The organism is Collinsella intestinalis DSM 13280, assembly GCF_000156175.1.
In the GTDB taxonomy this organism is placed as follows: Bacteria; Actinomycetota; Coriobacteriia; order Coriobacteriales; family Coriobacteriaceae; genus Collinsella; species Collinsella intestinalis.
The window spans coordinates 138,713-152,811 of the sequence record NZ_GG692711.1; the positions used below are offsets into that span (position 1 = coordinate 138,713).

10 protein-coding genes, 3 tRNA genes and 1 other RNA gene are annotated in these 14,099 nt (G+C 62.9%); 5 read left to right on the plus strand and 9 right to left on the minus strand.

The features are described 5' to 3' along the window. Nucleotides 1-56 precede the first annotated feature (56 nt). Both COLINT_RS07195 and hypB read right to left on the minus strand, forming a co-directional pair. Nucleotides 57-2,843, minus strand: a complete 2,787-nt coding sequence (locus COLINT_RS07195) for an FAD-dependent oxidoreductase (protein ID WP_006723803.1) — start codon at nt 2,841-2,843, stop codon at nt 57-59. Nucleotides 2,844-2,907: 64 nt separating this feature from the next. Further along, a complete protein-coding gene (hypB, locus tag COLINT_RS07200) occupies nt 2,908-3,597 on the minus strand; it encodes a hydrogenase nickel incorporation protein HypB (protein WP_006723804.1) in 690 nt (229 codons plus the stop codon). 223 nt (nt 3,598-3,820) lie between these two features. On the opposite strand from hypB, the gene COLINT_RS07205 reads away from it, so the two are divergent. Both COLINT_RS07205 and COLINT_RS07210 read left to right on the plus strand, forming a co-directional pair. Further along, entirely contained in the window at nt 3,821-4,420 is a 600-nt protein-coding gene (locus tag COLINT_RS07205; RefSeq protein WP_233418414.1) for a TetR/AcrR family transcriptional regulator, read from the plus strand. A gap of 122 nt (nt 4,421-4,542) precedes the next feature. Beyond that, nucleotides 4,543-5,517, plus strand: a complete 975-nt coding sequence (locus COLINT_RS07210; protein ID WP_006723806.1) for a DUF5692 family protein — start codon at nt 4,543-4,545, stop codon at nt 5,515-5,517. Between the two features lie 169 nt (nt 5,518-5,686). Here COLINT_RS07210 and COLINT_RS07215 read toward each other — a convergent pair. From COLINT_RS07215 to tadA, 5 genes are all read right to left on the minus strand, one after another. Then, a tRNA-Arg gene (locus tag COLINT_RS07215) sits at nt 5,687-5,763 on the minus strand. 138 nt (nt 5,764-5,901) lie between these two features. Continuing rightward, nucleotides 5,902-5,978: transfer RNA gene (locus COLINT_RS07220), tRNA-Arg, on the minus strand. Nucleotides 5,979-6,071: 93 nt separating this feature from the next. After that, nucleotides 6,072-6,419, minus strand: coding sequence for a hypothetical protein (locus COLINT_RS07225; RefSeq protein WP_233418416.1), 348 nt, complete (start codon nt 6,417-6,419; stop codon nt 6,072-6,074). A 208-nt stretch (nt 6,420-6,627) separates the two neighbouring features. Continuing rightward, nucleotides 6,628-6,723: signal recognition particle sRNA small type (ffs, locus tag COLINT_RS08385), an RNA gene on the minus strand. 89 nt (nt 6,724-6,812) lie between these two features. Further along, the gene (tadA, locus tag COLINT_RS07230) at nt 6,813-8,678 is read right to left on the minus strand and encodes a tRNA adenosine(34) deaminase TadA (protein WP_233418422.1); all 1,866 of its coding nucleotides are present in this window, start codon (nt 8,676-8,678) and stop codon (nt 6,813-6,815) included. A 118-nt stretch (nt 8,679-8,796) separates the two neighbouring features. Here tadA and COLINT_RS07235 point away from each other — a divergent pair. After that, nucleotides 8,797-8,886, plus strand: a tRNA-Ser gene (locus COLINT_RS07235). Nucleotides 8,887-9,106: 220 nt separating this feature from the next. Here COLINT_RS07235 and COLINT_RS07240 read toward each other — a convergent pair. After that, nucleotides 9,107-9,715, minus strand: coding sequence for a TetR/AcrR family transcriptional regulator (locus tag COLINT_RS07240; protein ID WP_006723809.1), 609 nt, complete (start codon nt 9,713-9,715; stop codon nt 9,107-9,109). Nucleotides 9,716-9,979: 264 nt separating this feature from the next. Here COLINT_RS07240 and COLINT_RS07245 point away from each other — a divergent pair, with 264 nt between their 5' ends. Both COLINT_RS07245 and COLINT_RS07250 read left to right on the plus strand, forming a co-directional pair. Further along, complete coding sequence (locus COLINT_RS07245; RefSeq protein ID WP_006723811.1) at nt 9,980-10,534, plus strand: LemA family protein; 555 nt, start codon at nt 9,980-9,982, stop codon at nt 10,532-10,534. Nucleotides 10,535-10,726: 192 nt separating this feature from the next. Then, complete coding sequence (locus COLINT_RS07250) at nt 10,727-12,820, plus strand: acyltransferase family protein (protein ID WP_006723812.1); 2,094 nt, start codon at nt 10,727-10,729, stop codon at nt 12,818-12,820. A 30-nt stretch (nt 12,821-12,850) separates the two neighbouring features. Here COLINT_RS07250 and COLINT_RS07255 read toward each other — a convergent pair whose 3' ends face one another. Beyond that, nucleotides 12,851-14,092, minus strand: a complete 1,242-nt coding sequence (locus COLINT_RS07255; RefSeq protein ID WP_039910709.1) for an Nramp family divalent metal transporter — start codon at nt 14,090-14,092, stop codon at nt 12,851-12,853. Nucleotides 14,093-14,099 lie beyond the last annotated feature (7 nt).

Consider the following 14,099-nt stretch of genomic DNA (forward strand, 5'->3'; position numbering starts at 1 on the left):
GGGACGGTCCCCCGATCGAGGTCTTGCGGCCGCCTTATCCGAAACGCCGCTATCGGCTATTTCTTCCCAAAGCGAATCTTGATCTCGCGCTTGAGCGCGTACTTCGCGAGGCTCGGGACCTTCTTCTCGTACTTCACCATGTTGGAGCACTCGGGATGCTCGCGATGCAGGTGAATCGCATCGAACGCGCACTTAGTGGTGCACAGACCGCAGCCGATGCACTTGTTCTCATCCACGACGCTCGCGCCGCAGCCCAGGCAGCGGGCGGTCTCGGCGCGCACCTGCTCCTCGGTGAACGTCTTCACGTACTCGCGGAACGGCTCTGCCTTCTCACGCTCGTAGTCGTGCACCGCGTCGCCGCGGCTCGCCGTATCGTAGCTGCCAAAGTCGACGTCGTCCTTGTTCAACTCGCGGTAAGAGCGCGGGTTGCGCCCGATGGTGAGCGTCGCATCCTGCACGAAGCGATGAATGGACACCGCGGCCTCGTGGCCGGCGGCGATGGCGTCGATGGCGAACTTGGGGCCGGTGTAGACGTCGCCGCCCACGAAGATGTCGGGCTGTGCGGTCTGATACGTCTTGGGATCGGCGACGGCGCCCTGGCCGCGACCGAGCTCGACCGCCTCCCCCTCGAGCAGGTCGCCCCAGACGATCGACTGACCGATGGAGAACACGACGCGATCGGCAGCGACGGTTCGCAGTTCGTTCTCGTCATACTGCGGGTCGAAGCGCCCCTCGTCGTTGAACACGCGCAGGCAGCGCTTGAAAACGACCTCGCTCACGCGACCATTCTCGCCCGTGCGAACCTCGACCGGGCCCCAGCCACAGGAGATGTGCACGCCGTCCTCATTGGCCTCGACAACTTCCTCGGTGCTGGCCGGCATGTCCTCGGAGCTCTCCAGGCAGAACATCTCCACGTGCTCGGAACCCAGGCGCGCTGCGGTGCGGGCCACATCGATGGCCACGTTGCCGCCGCCCACCACGATGGTGCGACCGCACATCGGCTCGGCCTTGCCACCGTCGTCTTGCTGCTCGGCCACGCCACGCAGGAAATCAACGGCGACGGACACGCCCTCGGCGCCCTCGCCCGGGATGCCGGGCAGGCGGCCGCCCTGGCAGCCAATCGCCACATAAAACGCCTTGAACCCCTGCTCGCGCAGCTCATCGAGGGTGACGTCGCGACCCACCTCGACGCCCAGACGGATGTCGACGCCCATCTCGCGAATGATATCGACCTCGGCTTCGATCACGTCCTTCTCGAGCTTATAGCTGGGGATGCCGTAGGTGAGCATGCCGCCGGGGCGCGCGTTCTTCTCGAAGATGACCGGCTTGTAGCCCTTCTCTGCCAGGTAGAACGCACAGGAAAGGCCCGCGGGACCGGCGCCGATCACCGCGATCTTGTCGTCGAAGCCCCCAGTGCGCGTGGGCGTCACCACCTCGGGGACGTAGCGATGCTCAGCCGCAAGGTCCTGCTCGGCGATGAACTTCTTCACCTCGTCGATGGCAACCGCCGAATCGATGCGCCCGCGCGTGCAGGCGTCCTCACAACGGCGGTTGCAGATGCGGCCGCAAATCGCCGGCAGCGGGTTCTCGCGCTTGATGAGGGCGAGCGCGTCGCGATAACGCCCCTGCGCCGCGAGCTTGAGGTACCCCTGCACCGCGATGTGAGCCGGGCACGCAGTCTTGCACGGGGCCGTTCCCGTGTCATAGGTCTCGATGCGGTTCTTGTTCCGATAATCGGGGCTCCACTTCTCCGGACCCCACTTCACGGTGTCGGGCAGCTCCTGCTTGGGATACTCCGGCACCTCCCCCGTGCTCGCGGCGCACAGCTTCTGGCCGAGCTTTACCGCGCCCGCGGGGCACACCTCGACGCATCGGCCGCAGGCCACGCACTTGTCGGTCTCGGTGCGCGCCACATATGCGGAGCGGGACAGGTTCGGCGTGTTGAACAGCTGCGAGGTGCGCAGCGCATAGCACACGTTCACGTTGCAGTTGCAGATGGCGAAGATCTTGTCCTCGCCGTCGATGTTGGTGATCTGATGCACAAAGCCGTTGGCCTCGGCCTGGCGAAGCGTCTCGTAGACCTCCTCGCGCGTGATGTAGTGGCCGCGATCGGTCTCCACCACGTAGTCGGCCATGTCGCCCACCGCGATGCACCAGTCGTTCGGGTCGTCACCGCAGCCCTCGCCCAACTTCGCGCGGCTCATGCGGCAGCTGCACGGGCTCGCTGCGTACTTGCCCTCATACTTGTCGAGCCAATGCTCGATGTGCTCGATAGAGACGGAGCGGTCCTCCATCTGGATCGCCTGCTCGACCGGGATGACGTGCATGCCGATTCCCGCGCCTCCGGGCGGCACCATCGGCGTGGCCCTGGCAAGGGCCCCCTTGGAGGCCTGCTCAAAAAACTTCGCCACAGCAGGATGCTCGTCGATCTGGGACTGGCGCATGTTGAGGAACTCGGCCGAACCGGGCACGAGCATGGGCAGCACCCATTGCTTCGTGCGGGTGGGGTTTTCCCAGTTGTACTCGAGCAGACCGATGTAGCTCATCTCATCGAGCAGCTTCTCGAGCGGCTCGGCCTCCAGCCCGGTGGCCTTGACCGCATCGGCAAGCGTGTAGGGTCGGCGCATCTTCATCTTAAGCAGAACGTCGGCCATCTCGTCGGTCGTCACCTCGGCGAACGCCCAGTACTCAAAAGGCTTGAGCTCCTTGCGCCCCAACAGGCGGTTGGTGCAGTGCTCGCACAGCGCCACGATTTTGGGACGCGGGTTCTCGGGGATCGGCGGGACGAACTCGGAGCCGATATCCGGCTCGGTGAACGAGATGCCAGGGCCGTTGACGATCATGTGGATTCCTTTCCTGGGGTTCGAAGGTGTCTCAATTTAGGGACTGTCCCTAAATTGAGGTTTGCTAGGCCTGCTTCCAGGCGGCGACGCGCGCGCGCAGCCAGTCCGCCCAGACATCGATGCCCTCGCCCGTCTTGGCGCTCATGGGGATGATGGTCGCGTTAGGATTTCGCATGAGGATGTTCTCGCGCACGCGCTCCATGCTGAACGTGTCGAACACGGGCAGAGCGTCGATCTTATTCACAAGCACCACGTCGCAGACGCTAAACATGAGCGGATACTTGAGCGGCTTGTCATCGCCCTCGGGCACGGACAGAATCATCGCGTTGGCCGATGCGCCGGTATCGAACTCGGCGGGGCATACGAGATTGCCCACGTTCTCGAGAATGGCCAGATCCGTACGGCCCGCCCCGTCCTCATCGCAGAACAGTTCATTGAGACCCTGCTCGGTCATATAGGCATCTAGGTGGCACATGCCACCGGTGTGCAACTGGATGGCGCGTGCACCCGTACCCAAGATGGTGCGCGTATCGACGTCGGAATCGATGTCGGCCTCCATCACCGCAATGGACATTTCGTCCTTGAGCGCTGCGATCGTGCGCGAAAGCGTGGTCGTCTTGCCGGAACCCGGACTCGACATCAGATTCAGCAGGAAGGTCCCCCTCTCGCGCAACTCCTCTCGCAGCTCATCGGCCTTGCGGTCATTGTCGGCGAACACGCTCTCTTTGACCTCGATCACGCGGACATCGCTCATGGGTCCTCCCCCTATTCCGGAAGCTCCGCTCAACAACCCCTCTGGTCGCCAGCGCACATGCACTCCCCGCAATCGCCTCGCACCGCTCGGCGAAACTTGTTGACACTTCGTCAAATTACATATTGACGTTTTGTCAACAGAGGTCAAGACTGTAATCGGTAAATGAGCGACTTTGACGGAGAGGGGCCCCATGGCTTCCGATGCGAACAGACATCACGAACGTTTGACGCACGACGACCGTCGTGACGAGATCCTCGCGGCCGTACGCCAAACCGTGGTCGAAGATGGGCTGAGCCGTCTGTCGATCTCGGCCGTCGCATCGCGCGCGGGATGCACAAGATCGCTGTTTTACCACTACTTCCCCACCAAGGAAGACGCACTGCAGGCCGTTCTCGACCTGAGCATCGATTCGTTTGTCGAGCAACTCACTGCGTGGAACGAATCGCGTGTCAGCGGGGATATCGAGGGGTCTCTGGACTCCGTCGCTCATATGCTCAAGAACATGATCGTGAAAAAGGGCGACGTCATGTCGCAATCGGTCGTCCACAGCGGCAATGCCGCCCTGTATGCCTCGTTCGTCCATCGCGCGGCCGACCGTCTCGCCCGATACATGTGCTCGTCGACCGTGGTCGACTTCGCCGCGCATCATGAAGTGCAGATCGACCACCTCTATGAGACGTTCTACGTCCTCATCACCGGACTCATCATGTTTGTGCGCACCCATCCCGATGCGCCGGAGGGCACCATCAAAGACATCATCGCAAGCACCCTGCATATCGAGGGTTACACCGCGAAATATCCGGAGCGCCGCCCCGAGCGGTAGCCCACCCATTTTCGCATGGGGCCGGACGCATCCAAGGCACCGCCCCGCGCATTCCTTCATGCCGTAAACTTTGACACTTTGTCAACAGGCCCATAGGGGGCTTTGTATAGAAAGGGGAACCTATGTTGTTCCAGGTGTATGGCGAAAACGCCATGTATCAATGGCTTGGCTGGATCATGGTCTTCGTGAGCCTGATCGCCGCCAACGAAGTCGCACGCCGCTCGAAAACCGGCGGCATCGTGTGTTTCCTCGGCATTCCCGCCGTGCTCACGGTGTACTTCATCGCGATTTATGTGTGCGCCGGCATGGGCATGGAGTGGGCTCTCAACAATCCCACGTATCTGCACATGGGCAGCTGGTTCCACTATGCCAAACTCTACGCCGCGACCGCCGGCTGCATCGGCTTCATGATGCTCAAGTACGGCTGGGGCAAACTCGGCCGCAGCGAGGCTTTCAAGGTGTTCCCCTTTGCCATCGTCGCCATCAACATCCTCATCGCGGTTGCCTCTGATTTCGAGAGCGCCATGCGTGCCTTCGGCACCACCTGGGTGTCCACCGAGGGCGTCGTCCTCATGGGCGGATGGCACAATGTCTTCAACGGCATTGCCGGCCTCATCAACATCTTTTGCATGACCGGCTGGTGGGGCATCTACCGCTCCAAGAAGGGCGACGACATGCTCTGGCCCGATATGACCTGGGTCTACATCCTCGCCTATGACCTGTGGAACTTCTGCTACACCTACAATTGCCTCCCCACGCATGCGTGGTACTGCGGCCTTGCCCTGCTGCTCGCGCCCACCGTCGCCAACTTCTTCTGGAACAAGGGCGGCTGGATTCAGAACCGCGCGAACACCCTTGCTCTGTGGTGCATGTTCGCCCAGGTGTTCCCCATGTTCCAGGATTACAGCGTCTTCTCCGTCAGCTCCGTGAACAACCCGAGCGTCAACCTCATCGTCTCCCTTATCGCTCTCATCGTGAACGTCGTTGCATTCGCCTACATCATGCGCCGCGCCAAGAAGCTCGGCGTGAGCCCCTTTAAGCACGAGGTCTTCAAGGGGACCCGCGATTTCGACCAGGCCATGGCTCGCGCTGCATAAGCTGGCGCCATCTCCATGCGCCCCTGACCGAGGAACGCGAAACGCCCATCCGGTTCGATCCGGATGGGCGTTTTACTTCTCGCATTCAAATTCACTCTGCAACGAATTCGTGCTGTAAAGAGGCGCTACAAAAGAAAAGCCCCCGTTTCCGGGGGCTCTCAAATTCGACTGGTGCGGCGTACAGGATTCGAACCTGTGACGTTCTGATTCGTAGTCAGACCCTCTATCCAGCTGAGGTAACGCCGCAACGCGTGGTATATATTGCCATTGCACCCCAGTGGCGTCAACCCACAATTTCAATTTTTTTCTGGCAGGAGGTCAGAGCCAAAAGCCGATGGCTCGGCAAGAGAAAAGCCCCCGTTTCCGGGGGCTCTCAAATTCGACTGGTGCGGCGTACAGGATTCGAACCTGTGACGTTCTGATTCGTAGTCAGACCCTCTATCCAGCTGAGGTAACGCCGCAACGTGTGGTATATATTGCCATCAGTGATGCATCGCGTCAAGGAAAAATTAGCATTTTTTCCAATTATTGTAATCTCACATCAAGACTGACAACTATCTCACGATCGCAGCCTCCCTGATCTCATACGGGATACCGAGGCGCTTCATCAGGTCGCATAGGTTTGAGAAGCACTCATAACCCGTGTACTCCAAACGCAATACCGCGGGCAGTTGATGCGCGGCATCCAGATGGAAATAGCCCAAAAGCTCGCCGACGCCCGCCGGATCTATCATCGCCTCGACCGTATGAGGACTCTCCCTGAAGCTCCACTGCGTCAATGGACCTGAACTTTCCTGCACGATACGAAGCGACCCCTCTGACGTGACCGTGCACTCGATCCTCAGGTGCTCCCCCTCCTCCTCGCTCGCGAACAACACCGCACCGCTGTCGAATACATCCATCGCCATCCCCTTTCTCTCGCCTGTCTCCGTGCAATCAGTATACCCAAAAATAGAACGTATGTTCGTGTATATACTGTCGAGAAACTCAACCGTGCGGGCAATTTTGTCCGCACGGCATGATAGGCGCTCCAGGAACGCCATCGCATCTATTGCTCTGGGAGGGGTATCGGCTGCCCCAGGGGGCATCGGCACAGAAAAACGCCCCGTGTGCTCGATGGGAACGGGTGCCCGTCAGAGGCTCCTTATGGCTGCTTCCTTCCGGACCTGACCAGGTTCGGAACATATCGTCACCCGAACCCATCGAACGCGCGAGGCGTGCTTGACTATAGTAGCCGCTCGGGCGCGACTCGTCCAGCTCCAACACGGCGAGCCCACACCCCGAGTGCGGATACCTTACGTCATTGTCGCCAGGCGGTAGACGGTCTCACCCGCCATCCGAAGGTTCCTGCGAGCACAATCGGGGTCCAGGGCCTCATCGAGCGCCTGCGGAGCCGCCCCCACGGGAAGCACCGCATCGACACCCGCGGCATACACTGCCTCGAGCTCATCTTCGCGAGAGCCGCATACCGCAATCACAGGCACGTCGGGACGCAGATGCTTCGCACGGCGGGCCACTCCCACGGGGACCTTGCCCTGGGCGGTCTGCGCGTCGACGGCGCCCTCGCCCGTAACCACCAGATCGGCAGCGCGAACAGCGTCGTCAAACCCGGCCATGCCGAGCACGGCCTCGATGCCGGGCACGAGCTCGGCGCCAAGCGCGAGCAGTGCGGCCCCCAGGCCGCCCGCAGCACCGGAGCCGGGGACGCCGAGTAGGGACTTGGGCCGAGCGCCGGGGCGCCCCACCTGCTCGGCACTCCCGTCAAGCGCATCGCGCGCCGCCGTAAGGCGTGCCCCGTACGCAGCCATCCAACCGTCGCATGCCGCGAGCACCTCATCGCGCTCAGCCTCGGAAAGGCCGACGCCCAAGCCCTTCTGGGGGCCGAACATGCGCGCGGCGCCGCGTGGACCCACGAGTGGGCTCTTCACGTCCGACAGCGCGACAAGCCGCACACCGGCGAGCGCAGCCCGTGCGGGGGCCAAGTCGATTGCATCGATGTCGCGAACGCCATCAAGCCCGTGGACGACCTGCCCGCCCGACGCATCGAGCACGCGCGCCCCCAGCGCTTGCAGCATCCCAACACCGCCATCCACGGTGGCGCTGCCGCCGAGGCCGACATACACCGTCTCGGCGCCCCGCGATACCGCATCGGCAATCAGCTCCCCCACGCCGCGGGTCGTTGCGGCACATGCCGCCTCATGACTCCGGGGGGACAGGCCGATTCCAGCAGCCTGGGCCATCTCTATCACGGCGCTACGACCCTGGGCATCATCGAAAAGCAGGTAGGATGCATCGACATGCCCGGCAACCGGCGCGGGCACAGACATGCTGCGCATCTCGCCGCCGAGCGGGTGCCGCAGGGCCTCGACGGTGCCCTCTCCCCCATCTGCCACGGGAATCTCCGCAACGCGCACGTCATCGCCCGCGCGGTGCATGCCCTCGGCAAGCCACATTTCGACCTGCGAGCTCGTAGCGCACCCCTTGAACGAATCGATGGCGAGCACCACATTGAGGGGGCCCCGCATCTCACCTTTGCGCGCCGGAGCCGTCGGGCGATGGGAGCGCATGGGCGGACGGCATACGGCCGCGGAAGCTTTCATCGGGGTCGGCATGGGCGTTTTCCCGTAATCGCCGCCCAGAGCGTCCTCCAGGGCCTCCAGGCGCGAAACGTCATGCGGGCCCTCGGCCCCCTCCTCGCGATGCGCACCCCGCAACCTGCGGAAAAACGAACGCAATTCCGCTGCGCACTCGTCTTCCAGAATGCCCGAGACAACCGGGAACGCATGGTTCAGGCGAGGGTCGGCACTCACGTCGTAGAGCGTTCCGAGCGCGCCGCCCTTGGGGTCGGTCGCACCGTATACGCACCGGTCGATGCGCGCGTTGACCATGAGGCCCGAGCACATGAGACAAGGCTCAAGCGTGACGTAGACGGTGCAGCCACTCAGGCGCCACCTTCCAAGCGTGCGCGCCGCCTGCATCATGGCGAGGAACTCGGCGTGCGCCGAGGGGTCTTCGTCCAGCTCGCGCCTATTGTGGGCTCGGGCGATGATCGTGCCCTTGTGGACCACAACCGCGCCGATCGGCACCTCGCCAACCTCAGCGGCAGCACGCGCCTCGGCGAGCGCCTCGCGCATGAAGCGCTCGTCATCTTCGCGCGACACCGCTGGCCTCGGCATCTCATCGGCTGGCTTCATCCCGGCAACCCCGTACCTCTCGCACCGCGCGGGCAAACCCCGCGCACGTCACATCGCGTTCGATGCTATCATTACCCAACGCGCCGGAGAGATGGCAGAGCGGTTGAATGCGGCGGTCTTGAAAACCGTTGAGCACGCAAGTGTTCCGAGGGTTCGAATCCCTCTCTCTCCGCCAGGTTGATTGCAGAAGCGGGCCCGAACGGCTCGCTTTTTTGTTGGCCGCATAGGGATTCGAACCCGCAAGGGTGCGGAGCTGAGGAAACGCGGAGCGTTTTCCAGCGAAGCCCGCAAGCGCCGCAGGCGCGCAGCGGGCCGAGGGCGGCCAAGCCGCCCGGCGAATCCCTCTCTCGCCAAGCTGATTAAAAAAGCGAGCCCGGAAAGGCTCGCTTTTGTCATTACCGACTCAAGACGCGCAGGACCATGGTCTCCGCGGTGTTCACCAAATCGTCCTCGGTCTGTGGATCATGGCCGCGCATCCACCACTTACCGAACAGACGCACGATGCCGCCGGCGGCGAACTCGGAGGCGGAGGCGAACGCGAGTGGATCCTCCCCGCGCGCCTTGGAGTGAGCATGGTAGCGCTCGCGCAGGATCTCTGCCACGCGGTCCTCGATCATGAGCAGCATCATTCCGCTCATGGAGCTGTCCAGGATGTTGTCGACGAGCTGGGCGTGCTCGAGCAGGAAATCGACCAAAGCCCGCAGAATCGCAATGCCCTCCTCGACATTCACGACAAGGGGATCGTCCTCCGCCGATTCGCCCTTCGCCAGACGCAGCTCCTCTGCCCTGGCCTCGCCATACTTGACCAGTTCGATGCGAAGGCTGTCCACAAAGAAGCTGAAGAACTCGGATTTATCGGCAAAGTGCTTGTAAAACGTCGTGCGGCGGATCATCGCCTCTTCGCACAGCATGGCAACGCTCACGTCCTCGTAGCGGTGCTTTTCGAGCAGCTTGGTAAATGCCGTCAGAAGCGAGCGATACGTTTTCTGAATGCGCAGGTCCATGTCCACCGTCTCCGTTGTTCATCCGTACGCTATCTATCCTCGTCTCGTTAGATAGATAGATAAGTGATATCTGTCACCTATCCTAGTACGCAATGTGAATATCGCAAGGGCCCTTCAACAATTTGCCCACCGCTTATCAGGTTTGATGAACGAATGTTGCCAACCGCTGGCAGAGCGCTCGAGGATGCACCTTGACGCGACGGGTATACTGGACCACGAACAACAAGCTCGGCGCCTAAGCGCCATCACGGAAATGGGGCACACATGGGACTCCCGTTCATCATCGGCGTCATCGTCGTCGTGGCCATCGTCATGGGCATCGCCGGCATCTACAACAACCTCGTCACCCTGCGCAACCGCGTCGACAACGCATGGCAGAACATCGATACGCAGCTGCAGCGTAGGAACGACCTCATCCCCAACCTCGTGGAAACCGTCAAGGGCTACGCCGCCCATGAGCAGGAGACGCTCGACGCCGTGACCCAGGCCCGCACTGCCGCGACCACCGCCGCCACTCCCGAAGAGAAGATGGCCGCGGACAACGCCCTCACCGGGGCGCTGCGCCAGCTGCTCATGGTTGCCGAAGCCTACCCCGATCTCAAGGCCAACGCCAACTTCACGCAGCTCCAGGCTTCGCTTGAGGACACCGAGAACAAGATCTCCTACGCCCGTCAGAGCTACAACGACTGCGTGCTCAACTACAACAACGGCATCCAGACGTTCCCCGGCAACATCTTCGCCGGCATCTTCCAGTTCAAGCAGCGCTCGGGCTTCGAGGCCGCAGAGGCGTCCCGCGAGGTGCCGCAGGTCAAGTTCTAACGACCTCCAGCAGACCGAACCAGCGCCCCGCGAGCCCTTTGGCCAGCGGGGCGTTTGCGTTTTGACCCGTCCGCCAAACGTGACCGCCACGCTTACAGAACAGTCACTGCGCATGCGATTCACGCACACGGATACGCGCTAGAATCGCGGTAGACCAGCAAACGAACTCATGAGAAAGACTCCACCTTGGTCATGTCATCCAAACACACCCATTCCCCCGAGACATCCGCGCACGAGGGCGCACGAGGGCCCCGCCACACCGCCGCGGACAACGCCGAGGCGATTCACGACCCCGCTGGTCACGGCGCGAAAGCGCCCATCGAATCCGAACCCCGTCCCGGGCGCATGGCGTACATCCCGGCGCTCGACGGGATCCGCACGCTCGCCGTCGCCGCCGTCGTGCTCTACCATCTCAGCCCCAACCTGGCACCCGGCGGTATGCAGGGCGTCACAATCTTCTTCGTCCTCTCGGGCTACCTGATCACGCGCTTGCTGCTCTCCGAATACGACGGCACGGGGCGCATCGACCTCAAGGGATTCTGGCAGCGTCGCCTACGCCGACTCATCCCGGCGATCGTCACGGTCATTGTGGCGAGCGCGGCGCTGTGCACGCTGTTCAACCACGTCATGCTTACCAAGATGCGACCCGACATCATCCCCTCGGCGCTTTTCCTCAACAACTGGTGGCAGATCTTCAACCAGCAGTCCTACTTCAACGCCGTGGGCGACCCCTCGCCGCTCACCCACTTCTGGTCCCTGGCCATCGAGATGCAGTTCTACCTCGTTTGGCCCGTCGCCCTCATGTTCGCCCTACGTGCAGGCCAGCCGCAGCGCCGCATCGGACGCGCCGCCCTCGCCCTCGCCGCGGTCTCCGCCATCGAGATGGCGGTCCTCTACAATCCCGGAGCCGATCCGAGCCGCATCTACTACGGAACGGACACGCGCGCGTTTTCCCTGCTTCTCGGCGCCTGGCTTGCGTTTGTCCCCAACGCGCGGCTCACGCAGGTCGCACAGGGAGCATGGCGGGCCGCCGCGCACAAACTCAACCGCGAGGCGCCCAAGCATCTCGGCGCGGGCCCGCTCGACGCACTCGGAGCCCTCGGCCTTGTCGGCCTGCTGCTGCTCGTCGTCTTCAGCAACGGCTATACCGCCTTCCCCTACCGCGGCGGCATCCTGCTCGCATCGCTATTCACGCTGATGGTCGTCGCCGCGTGCGCGCAGGCGCATAGCCGCCTGGCCAAGCTGTTCTCGGCCAAGCCCCTCGTTTGGCTCGGACAGCGCTCCTATAGCATCTACCTGTGGCACTACCCGCTGCTCCTGCTTATGAACCCGGCCAGCGACGTGAGCGCCAAGCCCTGGTGGGTCTACCTCTGCCAGGTCGCCGTCGTGGTCGGAGTCTCCGAGCTGTGCTACCGCTTTATCGAGACGCCGTTTCGCCATGGCGCCGCAGGCCGCATCCTCGCAGAGCTGCGCAACAAGGAAACAATGCCCACTTGGGTTCGCGCGAAGGCGATCCCGCTGGCGCTCGCCGGCATCACGGGCCTCGTGGCACTTGGCGGCATCGTGTTCGTCCCCGCCACCTCCGCGCTGAGCGAGGACGGCGCCGCCCTCCTGCAGGGCTCGAACGACGCCGGCAAGCCGAGCACCGATGCGCCTGCGCAGGACGGCGCGAGCGAACCTGGCAACGCGGTTCCCGAGGGCGCCTACGACATCACGATGGTCGGCGACTCTGTCTCCCTGCGCGCCGTTGAGACCTTCACGCAGATGTTCCCCCACGGCCACATCGACGCCGCCATGAACCGTCAGTTCACCGCGGGCATCGATGTGTATCGCAGTCTCGTCGACCAGGGACTCGCCGGGCGCATCGCCGTATTTGCCCTGGGTACGAACGGTCCCTTCTCCGCGCAGGATGTCGACACGCTCATGAAGCTGGCCGGCGACAAGCGCATCGTGGCGTTCGTGAACAATCGCGCCGCCCGCCCCTGGTGCGAGCCGAACAACCGCGTGCTCTCCGACGCGGCCGAGCGCTATGACAACGTGATTCTCATCGATTGGTTTGCCTATAGCGCCAACCGCAACGAACTGTTCGACGGCGACGGCATTCACCTCTCAAACGCCGGTGCGGCCGAATACGTTCAGCTCATCGACGATCAAGTCGCGCGCTACCTGCCCGTCCACCTGGAAGACGGTGACGACGAGCGTCTCATGGTTGCCCAGCGCACCCTGGACAGCCTGAAGGCGGCATGCACGCTCGACCTGAAGCCGATTGAGATGCCATCGAAGTAGCCGTGCCCCGCGCCGCAGGTTCCCTCCGTGCTAGTATCCCAGCGCCTGAAGGACGAACATCACGACGGTGAGGACCGTAATGAGGACGATGGTCGCCCAGGTGAGCACGTTCCACAGACGGCTGTTCTTGAAGCGGCCCATGATGTGCTTGTCACTGGCGATGAAGACGAGGAACACAAGCAGGATGGGCAGCAACACGCCGTTGATGACCTGGGCGCTCATCATGATCTGGAATAGGTCCACGCCGGGCATGATCACAAGCGCGGCAGACGCCACGATAATCACCGTGATGATGCCGCGGTACACCGGCGCCTCATTCCAGCTGCGGTCGGCGCCGCGCTCCCAACCGAACGCCTCGCAAACCGCGGAGGATGTCACGCCGGGCAGCACGCAGGCGGCAAGGAAGCTCGCCGCGACAAGACCCGCGGCGAACAGCACCGTGGCGAACTCACCGGCGATGGGCTCCAGCGCGAGAGCGGCGTCGGCGGCGTCGGCGACCTCGATGCCGGCGGGATACAGCACCGCGCCGGTCGTGATGATGATGAACCATGCGATGGCGCAGGCAATGACGGAACCGGTGGTGGTGTCGATGCGCTGCAGGACGATATCGGACTCGTCCGCGTTCTTATCGACCACGTTGTTCTGCGCCAGGAAGATCATCCACGGCGCGATGGTGGTACCGATCGTAGCGACGAGCAGCGAGACGTAGCTCGGCTCAGGGATCAGATGCGGCGTCACCGTGGAAAGCGCCACCTCACCCCAGTTGGGGCCAGCCAAAAACGCAGCGACCACATAGGTCACGAAGACGCAGCTCACGAGCAGCAGGATCTTCTCAATCCGGCGGAAACTGCCACTCATGGTGAGCAGCCAGATGAGCAGGCCCATAAGCGGCACCGACACCGTCTTGGGAATGCCAAACAGCGCAAGGCCGCTCGCAATGCCCGCGAACTCGGAGATGGTGACCGCGGTGTTGGCGATGAGGAGCGCCACCATGGCGAGCGCCGTCTTGCGCGCGCCGAACTTCTCGCGGATAAGCGAGGCGAAGCCCTTGCCCGTGACGCAGCCGCAACGAGCCGCCGTCTCCTGCACGACGATGAGCAGCAGCGCCATCACGGGAAGCATCCACAACGTGGCGTAACCGTAGCTCGCGCCCGCACTCGAATAGGTTGCGATACCGCCAGCGTCGTTGCCGGAAAGCGCGGCGAGCAGGCCGGGGCCCATGGCACCCAGCACGGCCGCGACAGTCAGTTTCTTCTTAGTTGCTTGTTCCATGCCCTCG

What these genes read in the sequence shown, in the direction of transcription:
- COLINT_RS07195 (WP_006723803.1), bottom strand. Translation starts at nt 2,843, where the DNA reads ATGATCGTCAACGGCCCTGGCATCTCGTTCACCGAGCCGGATATCGGC.
- hypB (WP_006723804.1), bottom strand. Translation starts at nt 3,597, where the DNA reads ATGAGCGATGTCCGCGTGATCGAGGTCAAAGAGAGCGTGTTCGCCGAC.
- COLINT_RS07210 (WP_006723806.1), top strand. Translation starts at nt 4,543, where the DNA reads ATGTTGTTCCAGGTGTATGGCGAAAACGCCATGTATCAATGGCTTGGC.
- COLINT_RS07225 (WP_233418416.1), bottom strand. Translation starts at nt 6,419, where the DNA reads ATGGATGTATTCGACAGCGGTGCGGTGTTGTTCGCGAGCGAGGAGGAG.
- COLINT_RS07240 (WP_006723809.1), bottom strand. Translation starts at nt 9,715, where the DNA reads ATGGACCTGCGCATTCAGAAAACGTATCGCTCGCTTCTGACGGCATTT.
- COLINT_RS07245 (WP_006723811.1), top strand. Translation starts at nt 9,980, where the DNA reads ATGGGACTCCCGTTCATCATCGGCGTCATCGTCGTCGTGGCCATCGTC.
- COLINT_RS07250 (WP_006723812.1), top strand. Translation starts at nt 10,727, where the DNA reads ATGTCATCCAAACACACCCATTCCCCCGAGACATCCGCGCACGAGGGC.
- COLINT_RS07255 (WP_039910709.1), bottom strand. Translation starts at nt 14,092, where the DNA reads ATGGAACAAGCAACTAAGAAGAAACTGACTGTCGCGGCCGTGCTGGGT.